The sequence below is a fragment of the Bacillus sp. SKDU12 genome (assembly GCF_010093085.1).
In the GTDB taxonomy this organism is placed as follows: Bacteria; Bacillota; Bacilli; order Bacillales; family Bacillaceae; genus Bacillus; species Bacillus mexicanus.
Genome location: NZ_MSRC01000006.1, coordinates 174,037 through 197,912 on the forward strand (window position 1 = coordinate 174,037; position 23,876 = coordinate 197,912).

27 protein-coding genes and 1 pseudogene are annotated in these 23,876 nt (G+C 43.2%); 13 read left to right on the forward strand and 15 right to left on the reverse strand.

The annotated features are described in order from the left end of the window. The first annotated feature begins 442 nt into the window (after window positions 1–442). The 3 genes from BTW01_RS05725 to BTW01_RS05735 all read left to right on the forward strand — a co-directional run bounded on the left by BTW01_RS05725 (window position 443) and on the right by BTW01_RS05735 (window position 2,748). Window positions 443–880, forward strand: coding sequence for an HIT family protein (locus BTW01_RS05725; protein WP_162102065.1), 438 nt, complete (start codon window positions 443–445; stop codon window positions 878–880). Between the two features lie 146 nt (window positions 881–1,026). Then, window positions 1,027–2,106, forward strand: a complete 1,080-nt coding sequence (serC, locus tag BTW01_RS05730) for a 3-phosphoserine/phosphohydroxythreonine transaminase (protein ID WP_162102066.1) — start codon at window positions 1,027–1,029, stop codon at window positions 2,104–2,106. Window positions 2,107–2,229: 123 nt separating this feature from the next. Continuing rightward, on the forward strand, window positions 2,230–2,748 hold the full coding sequence (locus BTW01_RS05735) for a tryptophan transporter (RefSeq protein ID WP_162102067.1): 519 nt from the start codon (window positions 2,230–2,232) through the stop codon (window positions 2,746–2,748). Between the two features lie 73 nt (window positions 2,749–2,821). On the opposite strand, the gene BTW01_RS05740 is transcribed toward BTW01_RS05735, so the two are convergent. Beyond that, complete coding sequence (locus BTW01_RS05740) at window positions 2,822–3,013, reverse strand: hypothetical protein (protein WP_162102068.1); 192 nt, start codon at window positions 3,011–3,013, stop codon at window positions 2,822–2,824. Between the two features lie 129 nt (window positions 3,014–3,142). Between BTW01_RS05740 and BTW01_RS05745 the strand changes: the two genes are divergently transcribed. Together BTW01_RS05745 and BTW01_RS05750 are read left to right on the forward strand one after the other, a co-directional pair. Continuing rightward, window positions 3,143–3,499 (forward strand): YtxH domain-containing protein, encoded by a 357-nt coding sequence (locus BTW01_RS05745; RefSeq protein ID WP_162102069.1) that lies wholly within the window; start codon window positions 3,143–3,145, stop codon window positions 3,497–3,499. A 177-nt stretch (window positions 3,500–3,676) separates the two neighbouring features. Continuing rightward, entirely contained in the window at window positions 3,677–4,288 is a 612-nt protein-coding gene (locus BTW01_RS05750) for an HTH-type transcriptional regulator Hpr (RefSeq protein WP_162102070.1), read from the forward strand. On the opposite strand, the gene BTW01_RS05755 is transcribed toward BTW01_RS05750, so the two are convergent. Next, window positions 4,285–4,626: a YhaI family protein gene (locus BTW01_RS05755; RefSeq protein WP_162102071.1), complete on the reverse strand. Its 342-nt coding sequence runs from the start codon at window positions 4,624–4,626 to the stop codon at window positions 4,285–4,287. The two genes, BTW01_RS05750 and BTW01_RS05755, sit on opposite strands and share 4 nt — an antisense overlap. 207 nt (window positions 4,627–4,833) lie before the next feature. Here BTW01_RS05755 and BTW01_RS05760 point away from each other — a divergent pair, with 207 nt between their 5' ends. Together BTW01_RS05760 and BTW01_RS05765 are read left to right on the forward strand one after the other, a co-directional pair. Then, window positions 4,834–5,346 (forward strand): DUF3267 domain-containing protein, encoded by a 513-nt coding sequence (locus tag BTW01_RS05760; RefSeq protein ID WP_162102072.1) that lies wholly within the window; start codon window positions 4,834–4,836, stop codon window positions 5,344–5,346. Between the two features lie 108 nt (window positions 5,347–5,454). Further along, complete coding sequence (locus tag BTW01_RS05765) at window positions 5,455–5,637, forward strand: hypothetical protein (RefSeq protein ID WP_162102183.1); 183 nt, start codon at window positions 5,455–5,457, stop codon at window positions 5,635–5,637. A 51-nt stretch (window positions 5,638–5,688) separates the two neighbouring features. Here BTW01_RS05765 and yhzE2 read toward each other — a convergent pair whose 3' ends face one another. Together yhzE2 and yhzE1 are read right to left on the reverse strand one after the other, a co-directional pair. After that, the gene (yhzE2, locus tag BTW01_RS05770; protein ID WP_003155248.1) at window positions 5,689–5,775 is read right to left on the reverse strand and encodes a sporulation protein YhzE2; all 87 of its coding nucleotides are present in this window, start codon (window positions 5,773–5,775) and stop codon (window positions 5,689–5,691) included. Window positions 5,776–5,899: 124 nt separating this feature from the next. Next, on the reverse strand, window positions 5,900–5,986 hold the full coding sequence (yhzE1, locus tag BTW01_RS05775; protein ID WP_003327753.1) for a sporulation protein YhzE1: 87 nt from the start codon (window positions 5,984–5,986) through the stop codon (window positions 5,900–5,902). A gap of 159 nt (window positions 5,987–6,145) precedes the next feature. Here yhzE1 and BTW01_RS05780 point away from each other — a divergent pair, with 159 nt between their 5' ends. Then, on the forward strand, window positions 6,146–7,015 hold the full coding sequence (locus tag BTW01_RS05780; protein ID WP_162102073.1) for a peptidylprolyl isomerase: 870 nt from the start codon (window positions 6,146–6,148) through the stop codon (window positions 7,013–7,015). A gap of 37 nt (window positions 7,016–7,052) precedes the next feature. Here BTW01_RS05780 and BTW01_RS05785 read toward each other — a convergent pair whose 3' ends face one another. The 6 genes from BTW01_RS05785 to BTW01_RS05810 form a co-directional block, all read right to left on the reverse strand. Continuing rightward, window positions 7,053–7,265, reverse strand: coding sequence for a sporulation YhaL family protein (locus tag BTW01_RS05785; protein ID WP_162102074.1), 213 nt, complete (start codon window positions 7,263–7,265; stop codon window positions 7,053–7,055). Window positions 7,266–7,392: 127 nt separating this feature from the next. Continuing rightward, window positions 7,393–8,337: a 3'-5' exoribonuclease YhaM gene (yhaM, locus tag BTW01_RS05790; RefSeq protein ID WP_162102075.1), complete on the reverse strand. Its 945-nt coding sequence runs from the start codon at window positions 8,335–8,337 to the stop codon at window positions 7,393–7,395. Between the two features lie 73 nt (window positions 8,338–8,410). Continuing rightward, window positions 8,411–11,299, reverse strand: a complete 2,889-nt coding sequence (locus BTW01_RS05795) for an ATP-binding protein (RefSeq protein WP_162102076.1) — start codon at window positions 11,297–11,299, stop codon at window positions 8,411–8,413. 12 nt (window positions 11,300–11,311) lie between these two features. After that, on the reverse strand, window positions 11,312–12,538 hold the full coding sequence (locus tag BTW01_RS05800) for a metallophosphoesterase family protein (protein ID WP_162102077.1): 1,227 nt from the start codon (window positions 12,536–12,538) through the stop codon (window positions 11,312–11,314). Window positions 12,539–12,642: 104 nt separating this feature from the next. Then, the gene (locus BTW01_RS05805) at window positions 12,643–13,902 is read right to left on the reverse strand and encodes an ABC transporter permease (RefSeq protein WP_162102078.1); all 1,260 of its coding nucleotides are present in this window, start codon (window positions 13,900–13,902) and stop codon (window positions 12,643–12,645) included. Then, on the reverse strand, window positions 13,895–14,791 hold the full coding sequence (locus tag BTW01_RS05810; protein WP_162102079.1) for an ABC transporter ATP-binding protein: 897 nt from the start codon (window positions 14,789–14,791) through the stop codon (window positions 13,895–13,897). Before BTW01_RS05810 ends, BTW01_RS05805 begins: the two co-directional genes overlap by 8 nt. A gap of 133 nt (window positions 14,792–14,924) precedes the next feature. Between BTW01_RS05810 and BTW01_RS05815 the strand changes: the two genes are divergently transcribed. Continuing rightward, window positions 14,925–15,110 carry a YhzD family protein gene (locus BTW01_RS05815; RefSeq protein WP_162102080.1) on the forward strand — a complete coding sequence of 62 codons (186 nt, stop codon included), beginning with the start codon at window positions 14,925–14,927 and terminating at the stop codon, window positions 15,108–15,110. A 20-nt stretch (window positions 15,111–15,130) separates the two neighbouring features. On the opposite strand, the gene BTW01_RS05820 is transcribed toward BTW01_RS05815, so the two are convergent. After that, window positions 15,131–15,898: an enoyl-CoA hydratase gene (locus BTW01_RS05820; RefSeq protein ID WP_162102081.1), complete on the reverse strand. Its 768-nt coding sequence runs from the start codon at window positions 15,896–15,898 to the stop codon at window positions 15,131–15,133. A gap of 163 nt (window positions 15,899–16,061) precedes the next feature. On the opposite strand from BTW01_RS05820, the pseudogene BTW01_RS05825 reads away from it, so the two are divergent. The 3 genes and pseudogenes from BTW01_RS05825 to khtU all read left to right on the forward strand — a co-directional run bounded on the left by BTW01_RS05825 (window position 16,062) and on the right by khtU (window position 18,186). Then, window positions 16,062–16,401: pseudogene (locus BTW01_RS05825) on the forward strand (hypothetical protein). Window positions 16,402–16,463: 62 nt separating this feature from the next. Next, entirely contained in the window at window positions 16,464–16,961 is a 498-nt protein-coding gene (gene khtT, locus BTW01_RS05830; protein ID WP_162102083.1) for a K(+)/H(+) antiporter subunit KhtT, read from the forward strand. A gap of 7 nt (window positions 16,962–16,968) precedes the next feature. Continuing rightward, window positions 16,969–18,186 (forward strand): K(+)/H(+) antiporter subunit KhtU, encoded by a 1,218-nt coding sequence (gene khtU, locus BTW01_RS05835; protein WP_162102184.1) that lies wholly within the window; start codon window positions 16,969–16,971, stop codon window positions 18,184–18,186. An 18-nt stretch (window positions 18,187–18,204) separates the two neighbouring features. Here the strand turns inward: khtU and BTW01_RS05840 are convergent, their stop codons facing one another. Both BTW01_RS05840 and BTW01_RS05845 read right to left on the reverse strand, forming a co-directional pair. After that, complete coding sequence (locus BTW01_RS05840) at window positions 18,205–19,710, reverse strand: coproporphyrinogen III oxidase (protein WP_162102084.1); 1,506 nt, start codon at window positions 19,708–19,710, stop codon at window positions 18,205–18,207. Between the two features lie 108 nt (window positions 19,711–19,818). After that, a complete protein-coding gene (locus tag BTW01_RS05845) occupies window positions 19,819–20,685 on the reverse strand; it encodes a Cof-type HAD-IIB family hydrolase (RefSeq protein WP_162102085.1) in 867 nt (288 codons plus the stop codon). Window positions 20,686–21,166: 481 nt separating this feature from the next. Between BTW01_RS05845 and BTW01_RS05850 the strand changes: the two genes are divergently transcribed. Next, window positions 21,167–22,240 carry a DNA alkylation repair protein gene (locus tag BTW01_RS05850; RefSeq protein ID WP_162102086.1) on the forward strand — a complete coding sequence of 358 codons (1,074 nt, stop codon included), beginning with the start codon at window positions 21,167–21,169 and terminating at the stop codon, window positions 22,238–22,240. Window positions 22,241–22,283: 43 nt separating this feature from the next. Here BTW01_RS05850 and BTW01_RS05855 read toward each other — a convergent pair whose 3' ends face one another. After that, window positions 22,284–22,637: a YlbF family regulator gene (locus tag BTW01_RS05855; protein WP_162102087.1), complete on the reverse strand. Its 354-nt coding sequence runs from the start codon at window positions 22,635–22,637 to the stop codon at window positions 22,284–22,286. 92 nt (window positions 22,638–22,729) lie between these two features. Further along, window positions 22,730–23,863, reverse strand: a complete 1,134-nt coding sequence (locus BTW01_RS05860; protein ID WP_162102088.1) for a DUF445 domain-containing protein — start codon at window positions 23,861–23,863, stop codon at window positions 22,730–22,732. Window positions 23,864–23,876: the final 13 nt, after the last annotated feature.

The following is a 23,876-nucleotide window of genomic DNA, read 5'->3' on the forward strand; positions in this document are numbered from 1 at the left end:
CGCCTGAATTGAAACATTTCCCTTTTAACAAATGATGAATTTACTGTTATAAAGAGACAGAGTTCTGGACATGATAATAGGCGTAGAGGAAAAGCCTATCAACTGAAAAATGAGGTGTTTGTCAAAGACGTCTTAGATACAGTTGGATAGAAAATCACCATGTCCAATGCTGAAACATTTCTCTTCACTGAATTGATGAATTCTTCATCCATGAAGTAAATTGTCAAATGAGGTGTTTATCGCAGGAATCGTTAGGCATGAAAACAAGTCTTCATTTTATTGACAAATGAGGTGCTTACAAAAGGCATATCACATTTTCTTCATATCAGCTCTTCCTCTGCATTCAGGGTGAACGCTTGCCGTTCATCCTGTTTTCTATTTTCTGCATTTCTGTGGTACGATGAGTATATACATACTAACAATTTCATAAGGAGGAACCCTCATGCATTGTGCTGAGAATTGTATCTTTTGTAAAATCATCGCCGGCGACATTCCGTCCGCAAAGGTGTATGAAGACGAGCATGTGCTGGCTTTTCTTGATATCAGCCAAGTGACAAAGGGCCATACGCTTGTCATTCCGAAAACACATATCGAAAATGTGTATGAATTTACGGATGAATTAGCAAAACAATATTTTCACGCTGTTCCGAAAATCGCCCGCGCTATCCGGGATGAATTTGAGCCGATCGGCTTAAATACACTGAACAATAATGGTGAAAAAGCAGGACAATCTGTTTTCCATTACCATATGCATATTATCCCGCGCTACGGAAAAGGAGACGGCTTCGGAGCGGTTTGGAAAACGCATACTGACGATTACAAAGCGGAGGATCTGCAAAACATCTCTTCTTCAATCGCAAAGCGCCTAGCCTCATCATAAGATGAGGTTATTTTATTTGTGAACATTCCGCAAACATTAGTCAATTTCTTTTGATTATTCTCATTTTTTATCAAAAAAACTGAATTTTTGTGATAGGATAATTGTATTATTTTATACATTAACGTGGAGAACAGGGAGAGATCATAATGGAACGTACAACGAATTTTAACGCAGGTCCTGCAGCGCTGCCATTAAAAGTTCTGCAAAGAGCACAGAAAGAATTTATTGATTTTAACGAATCCGGCATGTCTGTTATGGAGCTTTCCCACCGCAGCAAAGAGTATGAAGCGGTGCATCAAAAAGCGAAAAGCCTTTTAACTGAACTGATGGACATCCCGGAAGATTACGATATTTTGTTTCTTCAAGGCGGTGCAAGCCTTCAATTCTCAATGCTTCCGATGAACTTTTTAACACCTGAAAAAACCGCGCATTTTGTCATGACAGGCGCTTGGTCTGAAAAAGCACTGGCAGAAACGAAACTGTTCGGGAACACGTCAATCACCGCTACAAGTGAAACAGACAATTACAGCTATATTCCGGAGGTTGACCTTACGGATGTAAAAGACGGCGCATATTTACACATCACATCCAACAATACGATTTTCGGCACTCAGTGGCAGGAATTCCCGAATTCCCCGATTCCGCTCGTCGCCGACATGTCCAGCGACATTTTGAGCAGAAAAATCGATGTGTCCAAATTTGACGTCATCTACGGAGGCGCTCAAAAGAACCTTGGCCCTTCCGGTGTGACCGTTGTTATCATGAAAAAAACATGGCTGCAGCACGAAAACGCGAACGTTCCAAAAATCCTGAAGTATTCAACGCATGTCAAATCAGATTCACTCTACAACACGCCGCCGACATTTGCGATTTATATGCTGAGCCTTGTACTGGAATGGCTAAAAGAAAACGGCGGTGTGGAAGCCGCTGAACAGCGCAATGAACAGAAAGCGCAGATTCTCTACAGCTGTATTGATGAAAGCAGCGGATTTTATAAAGGGCATGCCAGAACGGACAGCCGCTCACGCATGAATGTTACCTTCACGCTTCGCAATGATGAATTAACAAAAACATTCATTCAGAATGCAAAAGAAGCAAACATGATCGGCCTCGGCGGACACCGTTCAGTAGGAGGCTGCCGCGCTTCTATTTATAATGCGGTATCTCTTGAAGACTGTGAAAAATTAGCTGCGTTTATGAGAAAATTCCAACAGGAAAATGAGTAAAAAGTCTGGCTATGCAAACCGTTCGTTTGGTATACTGTTTGCATATCACATTCTTTAAGCCTTCGCAATAAATGACGAGCATATTATTGGAGGGCAAAAAGCTTAGCAGAGGAGAGCATAGATATGAAAACAAAAGAGTTAGTCACTATGGCTCTGTTTGCCGCAATCGGCGCAGCGCTCCATTCCATTATTCCGCCTTTTTTAGGCGGCATGAAACCAGATATGATGCTGATCATGATGTTTATGGGCATCCTGCTTTTCCCGCGGGTGCAAAACGTACTCGTCATCGGAATTGTGACTGGAATCATTTCCGCACTTACAACCGCATTTCCAGCCGGACAGATTCCTAACATCATCGACAAACCTGTATCAGCGCTCCTGTTTTTTACCCTGTTCCTTTTGTTCGGAAAGAGTCAAAAAACAGGTGCGGCCGCTGTGCTCGTAGCGATCGGGACCATCTTGTCGGGAATTGTGTTTTTATCGTCAGCTTTATTGATCGTCGGTTTGCCTGGCGGTTTTGCCGCATTGTTCGTAGCAGTTGTTCTGCCGGCAACTGTGCTGAATACAATTGCAATGATCATTATTTATCCGATTATCCAAACCATTTTAAGACGTTCAAGCTTTATAGAAGCTGCTAAATAATTGTCACACAAAACCTCTTCCGCTTCGGGAGAGGTTTTTTTCGACCAGAGAGCCCGCAGCATGTCTGCATGTTTTAAACGAAGAATTTTGTGAAAAAGATAAGACATAGTGTAAAGGCGGTTCCGGTTGAACAAACAAGCGCTTTCTGTCGGATGACCTTTTTGGGCGGATAAGAAGCAGCTTGGCCGAGAAGTCTGATATAGTAAACAGCGCCCGAAGCAAAGGCAAGGGTAATGCAGAGTAACACAATCATAAAGACAGACAACCTTCTCCCTCCTTTTCACTTAAAAAATATGCTAAAATAAAGCAAGCTATGTATAGAAGTTCAAGCTTTCAACAAAAATGAAACAAGCTGAATGAATCCTATTTCCAAGAAAAAGACGGGGTGATTGTAATGGCGGACGGACGTTCTCTATTAACAGGACTATTCGTAGGCGGCATCATCGGAGGAGCAGCAGTTCTTCTTACTGCACCTTCCTCAGGAAAGCAGCTGCGTGAAAAAGTGAAAACCAATTATGATTCTTTCGAAGAAACGATCAAACGCTTAAAATCAGACGGACTTGCGTTAAAAGACCAGCTGATCAAAGCGGCAAAAGAAAGCAAAGATGTCATTAAAGACGTGAGCGGCGAGCTCCAAACGTCAATTAAAAAATGGCAGGAAGAGATCAAACCTCACCAGCAGGATTTGCAAAAAGAAATCGCTGATATCGAAGAGAAAATCAAACAGCTAGAGAAAACCTTACAAAACTAATATCCTATTCTAAAGAAAAAAACACGGGCCAAATATAGACTCGTGTTTTTTTTTGCCGAAAAAGCCTCTCACTGCAACGGTTTGAGAATTTATTAAAAAATTCTTACATTTTCATCTTTATTAATCTTTATTTTATTGGCATAATAGAGAAAAAGAAAAAGAGAAGCAGGTGACGTAATGAATCGAATGGAACCTCCCTATGATGTGAAAGAAGCTCTTGTCTTCACCCAGAAAATGGCCCAGCTTAGCAAGGCTCTTTGGAAATCGATAGAGAAGGATTGGCAGCAGTGGCTCAAACCGTATGACCTGAATATTAATGAGCATCATATTTTATGGATTGCGTATCAATTGAATGGAGCGTCCATTTCTGAAATCGCGAAATTCGGGGTCATGCATGTATCAACCGCATTCAACTTTTCAAAAAAGCTGGAGGAACGGGGCTATTTAATGTTCTCCAAACGGCTGAATGATAAACGGAACACATACGTCCAATTGACTGAAAAAGGCACTGAGGTGTTTTGGAGTTTACTTGAGGAGTTTGATCCGACACGCAACGCGGTTTTTAAAGGGTCACAGCCTCTGTATCATTTATTCGGAAAATTCCCTGAAGTGGCAGAAATGATGTGTATGATACGCCATATCTATGGCGATGATTTTATGGAGATTTTTGAAACATCTCTCACGAATATTGACAATGATTTTGAAAGCGTAAACGGAAAACTGAAGAAAAAAGCAAAGACCAGTGCGGCGGATGAACCGGCAGAAGAGCTCGAACCTGTAAACAGTTAATCAAAGTGCTTCATGATGTCGATAAAGGCTTCCATCAGCTCTTGATAAAGCCCCTGCTCGTACAGAGCAAAAATCGTTTCATGAACATCTAACTTTTCATTCAGCTGTCCTGCAAAAAGCGCAAGGAGCTTGTCGAAGGTTATAAACCCTTGCGCTTTTTGTGCTGCCAGCTCTTCTGACAACTCATCGCATATCTTCAAAACCTCTTCCCCTTCTTCCTTGCTCAGCCCTTTATCAATAAGAAGTGCATAAAAGGGATACCTGTCCATGTCTACTGTTTTCACTAATAATTGTATGTAATATTCTAATCGCTCAATGCGATGATCCATCGAGTCCATCCACACCACTACTTTCTATCTTTAATCTTATTTTAGCTGATAATTCACTGAGAAGAAAGTTCTAACCCGAGATTTCGCAGTTTGTTTGCTTGTTTCAAAAAAATACCTGCCGGATCATATTTTTTCTTGAAAAAGCATTGATTTTTTCTCTTGAGAGGAGTAAATTATTTTGAGATTCTATTCAAGCTGTATGGAAGGATGACTTTAATGAATTGCTGGAAGACCATAAATCTGATGAAGGATTATGGCGCCGTTCGCATCGTATTAACTGCTGTATGTTTTATGATTTTGGTTTTTATATCTACTTTTTTAGCATTTGAGCTGCTGCGGCCTGGCACAAGCTTAAGCGATGAATATGTACCTTTGTTCGGCGGTCTGCTCGTCGTTATTTTATTTGTACATAAAGTCATCCATATCCTGCCGATCATCTGCAAAAAAAGAAAAATAGAAAAAAAGTTTTACTTATTGCGCACGTGGAAAAGAATACCTAAAACAACGATGTTGATTTCACTCATAAGCCCGTTTTTGCTGATTACGCCTGTCTTGTTTTACGCCGCGCTGTCATTTCCGAATCACGCCCATTATTTCTGTATGATTTCGGGCATTCATGCCGGCTACTGTCTGCCTGACTTCTTGCTGGCTCTTAAGCTCGCAAAAGCGCCCAAAACGGCTTTTATTGACCAGGAAGCAGACGGCTTGGATATACTTGTTGAAAAGTAGCCGCGCCGTAGCGTCAGAAGCGATTTTTTCAATTTGTATTCTATCTTTTTTCATAAATATTTGGTAATGTAATATGGGACAGTTCACAGAGAGGGGGAATCTCCCATCATTTTAGTCTATTTTATCATCGCCGCCGTGTTTATAGTATTTTTCATAAACAGGCTCACCAATACATTATGCCTTGTCAGAGAGATTCCTGAAGAGCGACAGGATAAGGTATTCCGATTTATTAACATATCCATATTAATTTTACTGATCTCTTCGTTTGTGGAGATCTCTTTTACAGTGTAAAAGCGAAAAAAGCATAGCTGCTGATTCAGCAGCTATGCTTTTTTATTTTGATTAGTACAGCCAAGAAGCGCCGATGATAATCAACAAAATAAATAACACAACCAATAGAGCGAATCCGCCTGCAAATACTTCACCCATCTTAAAAAGCACCTCCTGTAAAAAGCTTTATTTACCAATTACATCTTATGCAATTCATGTTTGAAACGATTAGGCGCTAGTGAAAATAAAGGATCGCTTAACTTGCAAGCGATCCCCGGGCTGCTTAGTAGATGTAAGCTGCACCTACGATGATAAGCAAAATGAACAGTACTACAAGCAACGCGAACCCGTTAGAGTATCCTCCGCTCATGTCACATACCTCCTTTTCTTGATCAATATATAAATATGCCAGCAGCAAAAGTTTGACTAGACGAATGCCCTTTATTTAAAATCTTTTTACAGAAAGCCACAATATGTTATGATACGCATAGGTAATTTAATTTGGAATGATTAGGAGTGTTTGAAAACAATGAAGAAAATCGCAATAGCAGCTATTACTGCTACAAGCATCCTCACTCTCAGTGCTTGCAGCAGCGGCGACAAAGAAGTCATTGCTAAAACGGACGCAGGCGATGTGACAAAAGGCGAACTCTACACAAACATGAAAAAAACAGCTGGTGCAGGTGTACTGACACAACTAGTGCAAGAAAAAGTCTTAGACAAGAAATATAAAGTGTCCGATAAAGACATTGACAACAAACTGAAAGAATACAAAACACAGCTTGGCGATCAATATACTGCTCTCGAAAAGCAATATGGAAAGGATTACCTTAAAGAACAAGTAAAATATGAATTGCTGACACAAAAAGCGGCTAAAGATAACATCAAAGTCACAGATGCCGATACGAAAGAGTACTGGGAGGGCTTGAAAGGCAAAATCCGCGCAAGCCATATCCTTGTCGCTGATAAAAAAACAGCTGAAGAAGTAGAGAAAAAGCTGAAAAAAGGCGAGAAATTTGAAGACCTTGCGAAAGAATACTCTACTGATAACTCTGCTTCTAAAGGCGGAGACCTTGGCTGGTTCGCAAAAGACGGCATGGTTGCTGAATTCAGTAAAGCTGCATTTAATTTAAAAACAGGTGAGGTCAGTGACCCTGTGAAAACACAATACGGTTACCATGTCATCAAAAAGACAGAGGAACGCGGGAAATACGATGATATGAAAAAAGAACTGAAACCAGAAGTGGCTGAACAAAAATTAAATGACAACGCAGCCGTTCAAGAAGCTGTTCAAAAAGTCATGAAAAAAGCAGATATCGAAGTAAAAGATAAAGACCTGAAAGACACGTTTAAAACGAAAAGCAGCAACCCTTCTTCATCTTCAAACGGTTCTAAATAATAAAAAACTGTGCGGCTCAATGAGCTGCACAGTTTTTTTATGCGATGGAATGGTTTTGGCCTTCATCATCATCCTGCTGAGAACTGCGCCGTTTTCTCTCCTTTTCCATCCTTTCCATATAAATCTGCCCTTCTTTTTCAATAAAGGACTGATCTACTTTTTCTTCCTCTTTAGCTGCCGCTACAAGTTTATATGCACTGAAAATGATGCCTACAATACAAAGATACACCCACCATGGAAAAAACAACACGGGCTCCCTCCCCCTTTTTGCATAGATTCTTTATTCTTAAACCTATGCGGGGATGAGACAAGTTATGAGCAGTAAAAGCGCATCAAAAAAGGACTGACCTGAATATTTCAGCTTCAGTCCTTTTTTATTATTTGTGGAAAGTTGGTTTATAAAAGGAACGGTTTTCCAGCGCAAATACACGTTCAGTGTATTCACCCGGCTTCACGCGCTCAAGCGCTCTGTCCATCATATTCATTTTCGCATCCAGGTTGTCTATATAGTGCAGAATTTCCGCTTCCTTCACCATCGGCGGTTTTGGGCTGCCCCATTCCCCTTTGCCGTGGTGACTCAAAATCAAGTGCTGAAGAATCAATACCTCTTCACAATCGATTTGGAGCTCCTCAGCCGCTTTTGAAAGCTCTGTCACCATAATCGAAATATGGCCGATCAAATTGCCTTCAACCGTATACGAAGTAGAGACAGGACCGGACAGCTCTTTCACTTTTCCGAGGTCATGCAGAATAACTCCGGCATAAAGCAGGTCACGGTCAAGGGACGGATATAAATCTGCAATAGATTTCGCTAGGCTCAGCATTGAGACGACGTGATACGCTAAACCTGAGACAAACTCATGGTGGTTTTTCGTAGCCGCCGGATAATCCATCAATTCCGTTTCGTGTTTTTTGACTAAAAACCTTGTGATCCGCTGGATATTCGGATTTTTCATTTCAAATATATATTGAGTGATGGTCTCCATCATTTCATTTTTCGGTATCGGTGCGGTTTCTAAGAAATCATCAATATTAACATTTTCATTTTCGTTCACCGGCCTGATATTTCTCAGCTTCAGCTGGGTGCGTCCGCGGTAATGGTGGACATCTCCCACAACTTTCACAATCGTCTGCGGCGCATAGGTCACTTCATCACTTTGCTTGGCATCCCACAGCTTTGCCTCAATATCACCTGACTGGTCTTGCAGCATCAGCGTTAAAAACGGTTTTCCATTGCTGGCAATTCCTTTTGTCAAAGATTTAACCAATAGATATTGATCCACCTGTTCGCCAACCTCATGTAGCATAATCCCTTTAGCCATTCTATTAAAGCTCCCTCCGTATCTTACATAATACCAGTATATCACATACCAATTGACAGCTATAGAATCTCTTTTATGACACCAAATGAATGATTTGGCTGCTTTGAAATGCATCTTTCACATGGTCATGGCATGTGAAATACAGAATTTGTCGTCCGCCTTCGGATAAATGATCAAGGGCTTCTAGTGCACGTTTGAGCCTTGCCTGGTCAAAATGAACAAAGCTGTCGTCAAGCTGAAACGGAAGTTTTGCCCCATCCTGACGTGTAACGGCTAGAGCAAATCGAATCGCTGTATACAGCTGCTCACACGTTCCTTGTGACAGCTCTTCGGCATGATAAACAGTACCATTAGAGTGCATGACCATAATAGAGTCATCTGTTTCGGAAAAATATATCGTCTTGTAGCTTCCGTCAGTCAGCGGGCGGAAAAATTCTCCGGCTGTCTCCAGAAGGCGCGGAAGCTCGACTTTTTTATGCCGCTCCAGTTTGTTTCGGATCACTTGTTTGATCATTTGGATCGAGGCCCACTTTTTCGCAGTTTCTTTTACACGCTCTTTTTGCATTTCTGTTTGAAGCTTCAGATCTGAGACCGATCCCGAGCCCTCTAATTGTTCCTGTTTGACGAGGAGCAATGCGATTTTGCTCCGAAGCTCTTGGATCTCCTCAGTCAGCCGCTCTTTTCTTTCATTCTCAACGAATTGTTTGTTTTTCAATTCAGAAAGCGTATGGGAATCCGCCAGTTCAAGCTCCTCCGGGTTCCCACCTTGAAGCTGTGCGTTTATGTGATATAGCTGGTTCTCCGTATCTTTCAATTGTCTGCTGACGTCGGCAATGGCGCAAAATTCATTTCTATCTTTTGCAGCCGTCTCGGCAAACAGCCGTTCAATCTGTTCTTTAAAATACTGGATTTCCTGCTCCAGCTCCAGCATCTGTTTCTTTGTATATTGAACATCTGTGGCAATTTCCTTCTTTTGCTTCTCCATTTCTTTTTCACGTTCCAAGTTTTTCTGCAATATATGAAGGGCGTCCGAGATAGATATGTTCTGACCCTCACTCGGAGGATGAAGCATGCTGACGCGTTCTTCAAATGTTCTCCGATGCTTTTTCAGCCTGCCCGCTTCAATAGTCAGCTCATGCGTTTTCTTCACGTCTTTTTTGACATCCTTCATTAAGCTGTATGCATCAAGCAAAAAAGACGGATCTTCCTTGAATCCGAGCTCCTTCATAAAATGCTCGATCCGTGTTAAAGACGGAGCCATATCGGTTTCCCACTGTTCAAACTGCTGGATGACCCTTTCATACGCCGCCTCTTTTTGTTGAAGTACTGCACGCTGGGCGAGAAGATGCTGTTTATTGCGGTCATCCTCCCATAACGCTTCTCGAAGCGCTTCAGCTTCTGCTGGAGAAATATCCGTCATTGGCTCTCTTGTCTCCCGGCTGTTTCGAAAAGACGGCGCTTTTTTCCCTGATATAAGCCAATAGACAATAAGAGCGGCAGCAACAGTTATAGCGGGGATCCATTGCCGCAGCAGCATAAAGAGAACGATGAACAACATACCAGCTGCCATAACCGTTTTTTTCTGTTTCGCCTGCTGCCGCTCAAAAAATTGCAGCTGCTCTCTCAGCTTCGCTTGTTCCTGATGCTGCCCCTGTGCTTCATCATATACTTTAAGTGCCGCTTCTTTATCTTTTCTATCGCTGGTTTCAAGGATGGCGGACGAAGCGGAATGAACGGTCTTTTCTGCAGCTTCCAGCTCTTGTCTGGCAAGTTCAAATGACTCATCTAACTGCCGTTTTCTGTCTCTTGCCTGTACGTATTGCTGCACCGCCTGCTGCAACTGCCATTCATAGTCATATGACATGTTCATATTCAAAAGCTCATTTTCATCCGTTTTATTGAGCTGTTCCAGTCCTGCCGATGCCTGTTCAGATGACTGGCGCAGCTGCGCTTGAATAGCAGCCAGCTGTTCTCCCCAAGATTGGTACATATGAAACGATGCTGAAAGCTCTTGTATCAGTGTTTCTTTTGCCAAAATCTCTTTATTGGGAGTAAGTTTTTGCATCTGCTTGTCCAGCTCCGCCTTCTTTACTTGAAGCGCCTCCAGCTGTGCTGCTTTCGGATGGAGGTGAGATTCATATTTTTCCAGCTGATGCAGTCCGTCAGCCGGAAATTGTCCCGCCTGTTCCGGATATTGTGACATCGCCTGTTTAAGCGCCGCTTTTTCATGCAGCAGCGGCTTCAGCTCAATTGCTCCCTCAATCATTCGGATATGCCCTGCCGCCTCTTTCAATTCAGTTTCTGCGGCGGCAAGACGGGCTTCGAATATTCTTTTTTCTTCAAGAAGCTGATGATAGCCCGCTTCCTCTGTCTCGGCCTGTTTCAGCTTTGCTGTCAGCCGCTTAAGTGTTTCCAGTTCTTGGTTTAATTCCGGGTTTCGCCCGTTTGGTTTATAGAGCCGCTCGCTTTCCTTGGTCAGCCGTGAATCAAGCTTAGATACCGCCTCAGCGCCAAACAAGCTGGAAAACAGCAAAAATTCACCGATCTTGTCCCGGTTAAAAGCGTGAATTTCCTGCAGTCCAAATACGTCAAACGAATAAATGGCTTTGTACAGCGCCCTGTCTGTGCTCTTGAATAGCTGCTTTAAAAAATCTCCCTGCTTTACTTCGCCTTTTTCTGTGTACACTCTCAGCTTTTCGACAGTTCCTTTCGTCCGTTCGATCTTCAGAACCCCATACTCAGGATGTTCAGCTTCAAGAATACCTCCGTAGACACCGCCTGTTTTCGGTTCATATTTTTTCGTTTTCGGAAAACCGAACAGCATGCTTTCAATAAATGACATCATCGTTGTTTTTCCTGCCTCATTTAATCCGTAGATTAATTGGACAGGCGAGGCGGAAAAGTGAAAGGTCCGATTGGAAAATTTCCCGTATTGGTAGATATGTAAAGATGTAATTCGCAAAGCTTCACCGCCTCATGTTTCAAGCACCTTAAGCTGTCTTTTCAATAAAATCTGTGCCTGGTCTTTGATTTCCTGCAACTCATCTTGGCTAAAACGGTCCACATGCCTTCTGTATACAGCATGCCGCTCAAGCCCTTCCAGCACGCCTGACAGATCACCGCGATCAATCTCCGCAAACAAACCGCCAAAAAAAGGATCAAGATTTGTTAGGTTTTCTTCATGTTCTGTTTCATCGTCCAATGAAAGCGGCCAAACGAAGTGTTCCTCCTCCGCCTCTTGCTCCTGTAAAGCTTCGAGAAGCTCGTCCAAAGTGCCTTTCGGCGCCTTCAGCAGCCATTCCGGCGCCGTTCCTTGTAACACCAGTCGTACACAAACGGGGCTTCCCTTTTTCCGCAGCTTCGAAAACGTGTCCTCAGCCATTTGAAAAAGAGCGGTCATATTGTTGGCCTCTGTCACATCAACTGCCGTTTTTTCCCACAGAATATCATGCGCTTTCTGAAATTCATAAGAAATGTCTTCATTAGCCACACGAACGAGATAAAAGCCTTTATCCCCCGTCTCCTTCATATGACGCGCTTGCGTGTTCCCCGGATAGATGACTGCTGGGTGCTTGGCAGAAAGAACCTGGCGTTTATGGATATGGCCAAGCGCCCAATAGTCCATTCCGCTTTTCACGAGATCGTCATGTGTAAAAGGGCAATATGGATCGTGCCCTTCAGATCCTGAAAGCGTGCCGTGAAGCATTCCAATATGAAAAGGCGCGTCAGTCGATTTCCGATAGCTGGCAGCTTTGTTTTCCGTTACAGCTCTGGCCTGATAGCTGAAGCCGTAAATGCTTGCTAAACGTTTGCCTGCCTTATAATACGATTTTTCTTCAGGAACAGCGGACGAAAAAATATGGACATTTTCAGGCCATTCAATCGGCGTCCATTCGCCGCCAAGATGATCGTGGTTCCCAAAGATCACATAAACTAATATCCCGCACTCTCTGAGTCTCTCAAACTGCTTTTTTAAAAAGAGCTGTGCCTTTAAACTTCGATTGGCTTCGTCAAATAGATCTCCCGCCAGCAAAATGAAATCAACATTTTCTCTCATTGCGGCATCTATGATATGTCTCACGCTTGCAAACGTGCTTTCTTTAATTCGGGCAAAAATTGGCTCCGGCAAATGTGATATCCCGTAAAACGGGCTGTCGAGATGCAGATCTGCCGCATGAATAAAGGTTAGATCAGTCAACATTCTGCTCCTTTCCGGGATGGAGTACCCTTATTTTAGCACCGAATTCTTGCGAATGCACGTTCTGTCAATAAAAAACAGCCTGAGAATTCTCAGGCTGTTTTCGATTAGTTTTTCGCTAAGCGAAGTGCTTGTTTGATTGCTTTGAACGCGCTTGAGTTGCCGTAAACCAACACACCGCCTTTGTAAATTCTGGCGCCAATGACAGCCAGGATAGCAATGGTGAGCAGTGTGATTCCGATACCGACAGCTGCCTGCCAGAATGGAATATCAAGCATACCGACGCGCAGAAACATAATCATCGGCGTAAAGAACGGGATAAACGAAGTGATTGTAATAAATCCTGAATCAGGCGCATTCAATCCGAACATCGCGATCATAAAACCGGCGACAACCAATAATGTCATCGGTGTGATCGTTTGCTGCACATCTTCTATTCTTGAGACGACACTGCCGAGGAACGCGGCGAGTGTCGCGTATAAAAAGTATCCAAGCAAAAAGAAAATCACAGCATAGACGACAGTTGTAGCGGAAACGTTGGTTAAATCCAGGAATCCGCCGACAGAGGAAGCTGTTTCACTCGTTTTGTTCAGCTTTAGTGACAGCGAGCCGGCGGCTATGATAACAGCAAGCTGTGTCATTCCGACAAGCCCGATGCCAAGCAGCTTTGCAAACATTTGCTGGATCGGCGGCATGCTTGAGATCAGGATTTCCATAACACGTGACGATTTCTCGGTTGCGACTTCCATCGCAATCATGCTGGCGTACATAATTACTGAGAAATAAATGACAAACAGCATGATATAAACAAGTCCAACCGTCTGGCCAAGCTCTTCCTCAGACTTCGCTCCTTCCTTCAACGCCTCCTGTCCGACTGTAACAGGCGCATAAAGGCTGCTGATTGTTTCCTGCGAAACACCGAGTTCAGCCGTTCCGACAGCCGTTTTGGTTTGCGTCAATGCCTGCTGCAGCGTTTGATATGTGCTTTCATCAGAAATCGTTAACGCTTTATATGTTCCTGAAATGGTTCCTTTTTCATCTCGTTTGATGATAAGCATGCCATCAAGCGCTTCATCTTTGACTTGTTTTGCGACCTTATCCGCCGATTGCTTGGTCTGTTTCACATCAAGATCGCCATCTGTATCCACCGCTTTCAGCTGCTTCGAGAAAATCGGATATAATTCGTTCGTTTCATCAATAACGGCGATTTTTTCTTTCGCATCATCACCTTGAAACATAGAAATAATCGACTCCAGATTTGTTACAGCTAATACAAGCAGCAACGTGATGACAGTCGAAATAATAAATGATTTTGCCATAATCTTATTTTTATATGTATGAGAAAGCATGATCCAAAATTTATTCATAGACGGCCCCCACCTTTTCTATAAAAATATCATGCAGTGACGGCTCTTCAAGCTCAAACTTTCTAATAAACCCTTTTCCCTGAAGCATAGCAAAGATCTCTTGAGACATGTCTTCATTTGCGATCTGCAGCTTGACGCCGTCGGCTGTTTCCTTCCATTGGAGAATACCTTCATGAGACTGCAAAAAACGCAGATCATCGTCGGAATGGATGGTCACATTCTTTTTCCCGAAGGAACGCTTTATCTCTTTCAGCCTGCCTTGCACAACCGGCTTTCCTTTCTGCAGTATGCAAAGGTTCTCACACAGCTCCTCCACATGTTCCATCCGATGGCTGGAAAATAAAATAGAAACGCCGCTGTTTTTCAAAGAAATCACAGCCTCTTTTAACAGCTCAACATTGACAGGGTCCAAGCCGCTGAACGGTTCATCAAGAATCAGCAGCTCCGGCTTATGCAAAACGGCCGAAATGAATTGGATTTTCTGCTGATTTCCCTTCGAAAGCTCTTCCACCTTCTTATTCTCGTAATCTGTTATATTGAAGCGTTCAAGCCATATGCCGAGCTCTTTTGCAGCCTCCCGCTTCTCCATTCCTTTTAGTCTGGCAAGATAGACAAGCTGATCCTTTACCTTCATTTTCGGATAAAGTCCCCGCTCCTCCGGCAAATAACCAATTTTATTGCTAATACTATAATTCACAGGACGGCCCTTCCAAGTGATTGAGCCCTCCGTCATGCTTAATAAGCCAAGGATCATGCGAAACGTTGTCGTTTTTCCTGCTCCGTTTGCGCCTAAAAGTCCGAACATTTGCTGTTCCGGAATGTCTAAGTCTAATCCATCAACGGCTTTAAAATCTCCGAATCTCTTTGTTACGTGATCAATCTTAAGCACTGAATCTCCTCCTTCCCTGACCCATTATATACTAATTTTGGGTCAAACATAATAAAGGATTTTGATTTCGTGTTTAGAATATAGAATATAAATGAAGAAGACTGATAAACCTTGAAAATGGAGGAGACACCTGATGGCTGATTATTTCCTTACAGCTTTTGATCCTTCGGGGAAAACATTGGTAAATGAACGTTTTGAGGCGAAAAATGAAGAAGAGGCAAAAACGCATGGTGAAACTCTGTTAAAAGAAAAAGAGCTCCACATTCATACCCATCGTTTAGTCAATGCAGCCGGAAAGCTGATTTTGTTTCACAGATAATCAGCTTTCCGGCTGATCTGTCACGCCTGGAACTTCGGCTCCCGTTTTTCTAAAAAGGCACGAATGCCTTCTCGGTGATCTTTAGTTCTTCTCATTTTCTCTTGGGCGACTCGCTCAAGAGAGAGCACCTTTTTCAGTTCATCAAGCTGAAGGCTTTGAAAGATGGATTTCGTTTCGAGCATCGCCAAAAGAGGTGAAGACAAAAGGGTTTCGATAAATGGTCTTGCGCCTTCTGCGGGGTCTCCGGCAAACGTCCCATCCAAGAGGCCCATATCGGCGGCTTCCGCTGCGGAAAGTTTTTTCCCGCTCCAAATCAGCTTTTTCGCTTTCACTTCTCCAATTCTTTTTTTCAGCAAATAATGCCCTCCTCCGTCCGGAACAAGGCCGATACCGATAAAATTCATCGTAAGAACGGCATTTTCTTCCGCGAGCACAATATCAGCGCAAAGCGCCAAACTCAGTCCCAGCCCCGCAGCAGCGCCGTGAATAGCAGCAATTGTCACTTTCTTCATCTGATATAGCGACAAAGTGACGGCTTCAATCGTATCCATCAGCTGATTAAATTGCTCAAGGTCATGCTCTGACGTCATCATTCGGATATCGCCGCCGGCTGAGAAGCCTTTTCCGCTCCCTCTCAGGAAAACGATGAGCGCCTCACTTGCAGCTGCCTTTTCAATCGCCTCTTTCAGTTCTGACAGCATCTGTTCATTCAAGGCATGATGGGCATCAGGGCGATTCAGAATAATTTCCGCAATGGTTCCATTTACTTCATACTTTATAAACTCCATATGATACACCTCCATGTATACGCTTACTTTTGTCTTTCACATATACATTCCCTGTTACCCCACATAAACCTTTTTATTTTTCAAGGTCAATAGATACTGAAAAACGCATATTATTTGAATAGAAACATAAAGTTATATATAGTGAAAAAGAAGGGATATCAGAATGAGAAGGGGGGAGAGGAAGCATGGATAAATGGCTGATTAGTTTTCTGTTAAGTTTATTTATGGTGTACTTTCCGCCTTCGGACGTGGTTCTGCCTTCCCAGTTTGAAGCAAGCACTGACAGCTATGTGCCCATGTCCTCATATCCGCAGGAAACACAATCGGCCAAAACGCCTTCACCCGGCAGTCTGTACCTGGCAGAGCTGGTCAAAGAGTACAGTCCGCTGGCTCAGTCTGTCAGGCAGCTGTCTGTCAAGCCTCTTGACGAACCGCTGATGAACAGGCTGGAAAAGGTTTGTGCCGTCCCTATCAAATACCAGTCCAATTACCTCCGAATATAAATGCTCAATTATTATTTATAATCCACCCCACTTGGCCAACACTACATTCGGAGGGATTTTCATTGAATATTAAAGAAAATGATTTGCCGGGAATCGGCAAAAAATTTGAAATCGAAACGAGAAGTCATGAAAAAATGACGATTATCATTCATGATGACGGAAGAAGAGAAATTTACCGGTTTAATGATCAAGACCCTGATGAGCTTCTTTCCAATATCTCGTTGGATGATTCTGAAGCAAGACAAATTGCCGCTATTCTAGGCGGTATGGTCTATAAACCGCAAGCGCTGGAGTCCATCGAAATGGCTTTCAGCGACCTCATTATTGAATGGTTTAAGGTTGAAAAAGGCGCCAAATCAATCGGCCGCACCCTCGGAGAGCTTGATGTCCGCCAGAACTACGATGTCACTGTCATCGCCATCATCAAGCACACCCAGGAAAAGCTTCTGAACCCCGGAGCCGATTCGGTTATTGAAGAAAACGACACACTTATCCTCTCAGGTGAGAGAAAGCATCTGAAGAAGCTGATTCATGATTTTCTTTCTGGAGAGGGCGTGTGAGCGGCCAATGGACCATCTTGTATTCGAAGTCGGTACAGCGCTTGTGCTCGTGGCGATTGCCAGCGTAATCGCCAATAAAATAAAATTTTCGATTATTCCGTTTTTGATTGTGCTGGGCATGCTGGTTGGGCCGCATGCGCCAAAATTAGGGATTATTGATCTTACATTTATAGAAAGCAGTGAAATCATCGAGTTTTTCGGGCGGATGGGCGTCCTGTTCCTCCTCTTCTATCTTGGACTCGAATTCTCCGTCGGTAAGTTGATCAAATCTGGAAAATCAATCGCGATCGGCGGAACCATTTATATCTTGATTAATTTCAGCCTCGGAATGCTTTATGGGTTTATCACTGGATTTTCCTTTCTGGAAGTCCTCGTCCTCGCAGGTGTCATTACGATCTCGTCAAGCGCGATTGTTGCAAAAGTGCTTGTTGATTTAAAAAGAACCGCTAATCCGGAAACCGAGCTGATTCTCGGCATCATCATGTTTGAGGATATTTTCCTCGCTGTGTATTTGTCCGTTGTTTCCGGTCTTGTGTTAGGTGATGCGACATCAGTCGGGAGTGCACTCTTATCCATTTTGATCGCCTTCGGTTATATGCTGCTGTTTTTTATCGCTGCCAGAAAACTCCCGCCGCTGTTAAATAAGCTGTTGGACATTCGCTCAAATGAAGTGTTTATTATCGTCATTTTCGCCGCGCTCTTTTTTACCGCCGGTTTTTCAGAGACGATCCATGTAGCGGAAGCGATCGGCGCGCTGCTGCTCGGTTTGGTTTTTTCAGAAACAGAGCATTCCGATCGGATTGAGCACCTTGTCGTGCCGTTTCGCGACTTCTTCGGTGCGATGTTTTTTTTCAGCTTCGGCCTCAGCATCGACCCATTTTCACTAGGTGAAGCGGTTTGGCTTGCGTTGGGAGCAGTGATGTTAACCATTCTCGGAAACTTTATCGCCGGAATGGTTGCCGGACGGCGCTCAGGGCTTTCTCATAAAGCTTCATCGAATATCGGCCTGACGATCGTATCACGGGGAGAGTTTTCAATTATCGTCGCGAATCTCGGCATAGCCGGCGGACTGTCAGCCACATTAAAACCGTTCGCCGCATTATATGTCCTCATTCTGGCGATTTTGGGACCGCTTTTAACAAAAGAATCAAAACGAATATACCGCATGCTGAACAAGATATTTAAATGGAAGCCCGATCGTCAGCCTGCAAGAAAAAAAGAATAAAAAAAAGCAGCACTGTGATCAGTGCTGCTTTAGCGTTTTCTCAAAAATCCGCTCTAAATATTGGATTTTTTCATCCGTATAGTGCTCAAAACGCTCATTGTATGACTTTGGATCTTTCGGATTGGCAAAGTGTGTGATTTTCCCTGTATCCCGGTCAATAAATTTACTTGCCGCGCCGCAGCCGATGCCGATAATCGTCTGCACCTCTTCCATAATCATGATGTTGTAGATGCTTTCTTGTCCCGGCAAAGAGTAGCCGACGTTTTCAAGGTTTCCAAGAATGTTTTTCTGGCGGTATAAATAATAAGGCACATACCCATGCTCCTTCGTCCAAACCACCGCGTCATCCATCATTTGGGAAACCTCTTCCCTGCCGGCGACTTTGTACTTATGCTTGTTTCTCGTCATTTCTGACGCTCGTTTAAAGGAAAGCGTATGAACGGTAAGAGATTCCGGCATCAGCTTTTCCGTTTCTGAAAGGCTGTGTCTGAACTCTCTCACGCCTTCTCCAGGCAAACCTATAATCAGGTCCATATTAATATTATTCATGCCGTGCCGGCGTGACAGATGATATTTCTCAATGGTCTCTTCAACCGTATGATGCCGCCCGATCGCCTTTAATGTTTCATTTTCATAGGATTGCGGATTAATGCTGATCCGGTCAATGTCATATTTATTTAAAACGGCGAGTTTTTCTTCTGTAATCGTGTCAGGGCGCCCTGCCTCCACCGTAATCTCACGAATGTTTTTTACATCCGGAAAAGAACGGACCATTTCTTCATAGAGCAGATCCATTTCTTCCGCTGTAATACTTGTCGGCGTCCCGCCGCCAAAGTAAATGGTTGTCACCTTAACATTATGCGCCTTCAGCCATTCACCGATTTTCTGCATTTCGTAATGCAGCCCCCATAAAAATGAGCCGACTCTGCCTGCCTGCCCCTGAATGGCGTACGCAGGGAATGTGCAATACGCGCACTTTGTCGGGCAGAACGGAATGCCGATATAAATGCTGACTTCATCCTTTACTTGGTACAAATCCGGCACTGCCGCCAGCTGCCGATCAACAATTTCCTGCATTAACTCAATTTTCTCATCATGAATTAAATAATCTTTTTTCAATTCAGCATGCGCTTGCTCCTTCGGCATTCCGCTTTGCAGCTTTTTATGAAGGAGCTTTGTCGGCCGGATTCCTGTAAGGATTCCCCACTTTTGCGCGATGCCCGTGTGTGCCTGAAGAAGATTCAAATACACATAAGAAATCGTATTCTTCACTTGCTTAAAAGCTTCTTTTTCATTTATTCCGGGTGAAAAAGATTTTGTATGGTTTTCCTTTATGCCGGTTCCCTTCACTTCTCCCGAAACCGTCACATGCTCATCTGTTTGTGAGCAGTCTAAAGAAATGACAACCTCTGCGGGCTCCTCTCCGCCGTATACAATCTTGCACTCTTCATAAAACAAATTTGCAATATTTTGCAAAGGCCGATGCAGACGGTCATCATTGATGCCTTCTATTTTAATTTGCAACTTTATCACCTAATTTATCAGATTCAAAACTTTCTTTAGTGTACAGAAATAACCCATTAAAATCAATCGGCAAAAAGCCGCCGCACCTGTCAGGGTGCGGCGGCTTTTTTACACACGTTTCATGTGGAACTTATCAAGAAATCCTTTTCTCTGCTGCATTCGGAAATATTCTTTCATCATATAAGCGACACCTTGCTCGTCATTGGACCTTGTAACCCAATCGGCTTTTCTTTTAATCTCCGGAGCGGCGTTCCCCATCGCTACGCCAAGGCCGGCAAGCTCAATCATCGGGAGATCGTCATATTGATGTCCGATAGCCACAACATGATCCATGGTCAGTCCAAGCTCTGAAGCGACGAGGGCGAGACCTGCTTCTTTTGATACACCTTTCGGAACAATATTCAGTTTCTCATCGTTTACGTAAATGACGTCAACCGCAGGGAAAGCTTTCGTAATTGTTTCTGTGATGTCATGCTGAATATCATGCTCTGTGCACACTTCGATGACAGGTGCGCTCACCGGCTCATCCATGAGAAGGTCGCTTAATGATTCAACAAACTGAACTGGATAAAAAATCGGATCAGACGGATGAATGAGGGCTTTCCCCAGTAAATTGGAATTCACCTTTTTCTTGTTTCCAATAGAATACTTCTCGTGAAGAAGCCGAATATTGCATTGATAGCTCTCCAGCACTTGAACAATGTTAAAAGTATGATCGTCAGAAATTCGTTTTTCAAAATACGGGGAGTCTATTTTCTCAGCAATGTATGCCCCGCTGTGGGTGATCAGCTTGGCATCAAGCTTGAGTGATTTCGCTATTTTCTGTGCGGAACGAAAATGGCGGTTGGTCACGAGTGTGACGTAAATCCCTTTTTTCTTCACATATTCAATCGCGTCCTTTGTTGCCTGATGAATTTTCCCGTTCGACCGAAGCAGCGCTCCATCTATATTTAAGGCAAGCAATTGTTTTGACACAGAGAAGTCCCCCTCCTTGATGACTGTACTTGTGTATAGAATATGACCCTGTCTCTGTGTTTAGAACAACCTTTTCTGGAAAGCAAAAAAGCCTGGCTCAGCAGACTTTATCGATGGCTTGATGATAGGATACGATCGAAGCAGCCATTCTCCCACATATCGTTATTTCGATTTACGAAAAATCATGTATAAAGACCCCTTGTTTGACCGTTGATGCGCTCCGAACACTTACTCTCTGTTGCTTATCCCCTCTATATAGCGGCATGATATGCGATCGTATCCAATGAAAACAGGTAAGTGTAGGCGCTTTCAATGCCATTATCTCAGTTTTTCTTGCTGATGACAAGGGTTTTTTTAACTAAAAAAAATGACAAATCATGTATACTAAGGCAGGACTTGTTGTTGTTTTTTGGAAATAACCGCTTGATACAGAACATACATTCCTATATGATATAAATAACAAACGAAAAGCGGTGATCAGATGGCTGATTTAAAAGATATATACAATGAAAAAATGATATCTCGATTAGTACTCCATATCAAGACATCTTATCCTGACTTTAACCAAGACAGGTTCAAAGAACAATTGCTGCGGGATGATTGGCCTGAACTTGCTTTAAAAGAGCGGATGCGCCGAATAACAGTCTCCTTATACGGAACACTGCCGACACATTACGGTGAAGCGCTTGCCATTTTACAGGATGCAGCTCCTCATTTTAACGGACTAAGCGGCATCCTATTCCCTGATTATGTGGAACAATACGGATTAGCTCATTGGGAAGAATCCGTAAAAGCATTGGAATATTTCACGCAATACTCCACCGCAGAATTTGCTGTGAGACCCTTTTTGCTGTTAGATCAAGAAAAAATGATTGCACAATTGCTTCAATGGTCCCAACATGAAAATGAACACGTGAGAAGACTTGCGAGCGAAGGAAGCAGACCCCGCCTGCCATGGGGAAAATCGATACCCGCTTTGAAAACGGACCCTTCCCCTATTCTGCCGATCCTTGGGAAGCTGATGCAGGACGAGTCCTTATATGTAAGAAAAAGCGTAGCCAACAATCTTAATGACATATCAAAAACGCATCCTCATTTGCTAGAAAAAATCGCGGATCAATGGTACGGAACACATCCCTATTCTGATTGGATTATCAAACACGCCTATCGGACTTTATTAAAAAAGGGAGATAAACAGGCGTTAGCGCTTTTCGGTTATGAAAATGCTGATTCGATCCAACTGCATGATTTCTCATGCCAATCAAACCGCATAGCCATTGGCGAAAGCCTTGAATTTTCTTTCTATATTCATTCGGACAGTGATCAAAAAGTAAGAATTGAATATGCAATTGATTTTGTAAAAGCAAGAGGCCAGCGTCATCGAAAAGTATTTAAAATAACAGAAACAAATATACGAAGAAACGAAACAAAATCGTACACAAAAATTCAATCCTTTAAGGACCTCACGACCAGAAAACATTACAAAGGGATTCATACATTATCAGTGATCATCAATGGAGAGACAAAAGACTCTTTGGATTTCCAAGTTTGCTGAATAATAAAAAATCCCTTCTTTTCCAAGAAGGGATTTTTGCTGGTTAGCCTTCAACACTGCCGTACAGTTCTTCTAAAGGCTTCATAATGATTTTATTCAATTCACCGATCAGCACGCTCATGCGCTGCTCCGCTTCCATCAGCTGAGAAATTGTTTCGTGCTGCTGGACAAGTGCAACTGTTTTTTGGGCCTGAGTCACTTCTTCTTGTGTAATCTCTTCTCCCGCCATTTGTTTTTGCTGGAGTCTAAGCTGCACATCGCGGAAGTTTTCAAACATGCGTTTTGCAGATTCATCTGCATTTACTTCATCATAAAGGTTTTTTAAACGGGTGAACTCCTCGCTCCCGCGTAATGCATTTTCCAGATCATACGCTACATCATAAAAATTAACAGCCATTGTAAATAGCTCCTTTCATTGTTGCCGTTTGACATACCACTCCACTATAACAAACTATGGAGCTGCTTTCATTAACCAGAACTCATCTCTTCTTAAAAAAGGACGACAAACAACGCTTGAATTACACCTATAATTCCGCCGAGAAGGCCTCCCAAATAGGTAATCATTTTAAATTCTTTTTTTGAAATGGACAGCACCATTTCTTCAAGACGCTGCACCGGGAATTGATCCACCTGCTCCTTGACGATTTCCTCTAAGCGCATCCGTTTTAAGACACTTTCTAGATTAGCCGAAACCCCTTCAAGCAATTTGTCTAACAGTGCCGGCAGCATTTTCCCGGTCAGTTCAGATTCATAGCGGACGAAAAGCGCGCCAATCGTATTGTCGAAGAAAGGCGCAGTTGAAAATGTTCGCAGCACGCTTCGTTTCAAGCTGAAAATGAGCGCTTTTGCATTCCATTTTTCGTCTGCTTCATTAAACGTATACTCTCTTAGCTTGCCCCATTCGTTTTTTAGGAGATCAGAAAGCAATTGATTTGTTTCTTCATTCCGCAAAAACTTCAGCAGCTCCGGCAGCACGCGGTCCGCAAGGCTTGAATTGCCGAGAAACATCTGCACCATGCTTCCAAGCATGCCGCGTTCTTTTAAAAAGCCGTCAATCATATTCGCAAGACGGGCTTTCCCTTCATCACTCTCAAAATAACTGACACTGCGTGACAATATATATTCTGAGATCATCGGGATTTTTTCTCCTATCTTTTCCTGCACTTCTAAAGGCAACAGCTCTTTTAACGATTGGTGCTCGTATTGGAGGAAAAGCTCATTCAGCTTATCATCCGTCCAGCGGCTGATCCATGCGTCTGCCGCTTCATCAGGACGTTTCACCCCAGCTTTTTCAAGCGCGTCTTTTACTGTCATTTCAGAAAGCGACAGCTTTTGAATCAGCTGTTCCCCGACTTGAAGAGCCTGCGTTTTTGCTGCATCAGAGACAAGCCGCTTTTTTATGCCTTCAGGGGTTAAGAGATGATTAACAACCATCAGTCCCATTTGTTTTGCCAGTTCATCCCGCCTTCTCGGAATCAGCCCTGGCGTAAAAGGGACTCGTTTCCCAAACAAATAGTATGCCTTATAAGGCCTAAATAGCATTTGAATGGCTAAATGATTGGTCACCGCGCCAATGGCGGCGCCGATCACGATCATAAAAATAAAGGTTCCTGCAATACCCATTTCCTATTCATCT

Coding starts and splice junctions, on each gene's coding strand:
- BTW01_RS05725 (WP_162102065.1), top strand. CDS start 443: ATGCATTGTGCTGAGAATTGTATCTTTTGTAAAATCATCGCCGGCGAC.
- serC (WP_162102066.1), top strand. CDS start 1,027: ATGGAACGTACAACGAATTTTAACGCAGGTCCTGCAGCGCTGCCATTA.
- BTW01_RS05735 (WP_162102067.1), top strand. CDS start 2,230: ATGAAAACAAAAGAGTTAGTCACTATGGCTCTGTTTGCCGCAATCGGC.
- BTW01_RS05745 (WP_162102069.1), top strand. CDS start 3,143: ATGGCGGACGGACGTTCTCTATTAACAGGACTATTCGTAGGCGGCATC.
- BTW01_RS05750 (WP_162102070.1), top strand. CDS start 3,677: ATGAATCGAATGGAACCTCCCTATGATGTGAAAGAAGCTCTTGTCTTC.
- BTW01_RS05755 (WP_162102071.1), bottom strand. CDS start 4,626: ATGGACTCGATGGATCATCGCATTGAGCGATTAGAATATTACATACAA.
- BTW01_RS05760 (WP_162102072.1), top strand. CDS start 4,834: ATGAATTGCTGGAAGACCATAAATCTGATGAAGGATTATGGCGCCGTT.
- yhzE2 (WP_003155248.1), bottom strand. CDS start 5,775: ATGGGTGAAGTATTTGCAGGCGGATTCGCTCTATTGGTTGTGTTATTT.
- yhzE1 (WP_003327753.1), bottom strand. CDS start 5,986: ATGAGCGGAGGATACTCTAACGGGTTCGCGTTGCTTGTAGTACTGTTC.
- BTW01_RS05780 (WP_162102073.1), top strand. CDS start 6,146: ATGAAGAAAATCGCAATAGCAGCTATTACTGCTACAAGCATCCTCACT.
- yhaM (WP_162102075.1), bottom strand. CDS start 8,337: ATGGCTAAAGGGATTATGCTACATGAGGTTGGCGAACAGGTGGATCAA.
- BTW01_RS05800 (WP_162102077.1), bottom strand. CDS start 12,538: ATGTTGACTGATCTAACCTTTATTCATGCGGCAGATCTGCATCTCGAC.
- BTW01_RS05805 (WP_162102078.1), bottom strand. CDS start 13,902: ATGAATAAATTTTGGATCATGCTTTCTCATACATATAAAAATAAGATT.
- BTW01_RS05815 (WP_162102080.1), top strand. CDS start 14,925: ATGGCTGATTATTTCCTTACAGCTTTTGATCCTTCGGGGAAAACATTG.
- BTW01_RS05820 (WP_162102081.1), bottom strand. CDS start 15,898: ATGGAGTTTATAAAGTATGAAGTAAATGGAACCATTGCGGAAATTATT.
- khtU (WP_162102184.1), top strand. CDS start 16,969: ATGGACCATCTTGTATTCGAAGTCGGTACAGCGCTTGTGCTCGTGGCG.
- BTW01_RS05850 (WP_162102086.1), top strand. CDS start 21,167: ATGGCTGATTTAAAAGATATATACAATGAAAAAATGATATCTCGATTA.
- BTW01_RS05855 (WP_162102087.1), bottom strand. CDS start 22,637: ATGGCTGTTAATTTTTATGATGTAGCGTATGATCTGGAAAATGCATTA.
- BTW01_RS05860 (WP_162102088.1), bottom strand. CDS start 23,863: ATGGGTATTGCAGGAACCTTTATTTTTATGATCGTGATCGGCGCCGCC.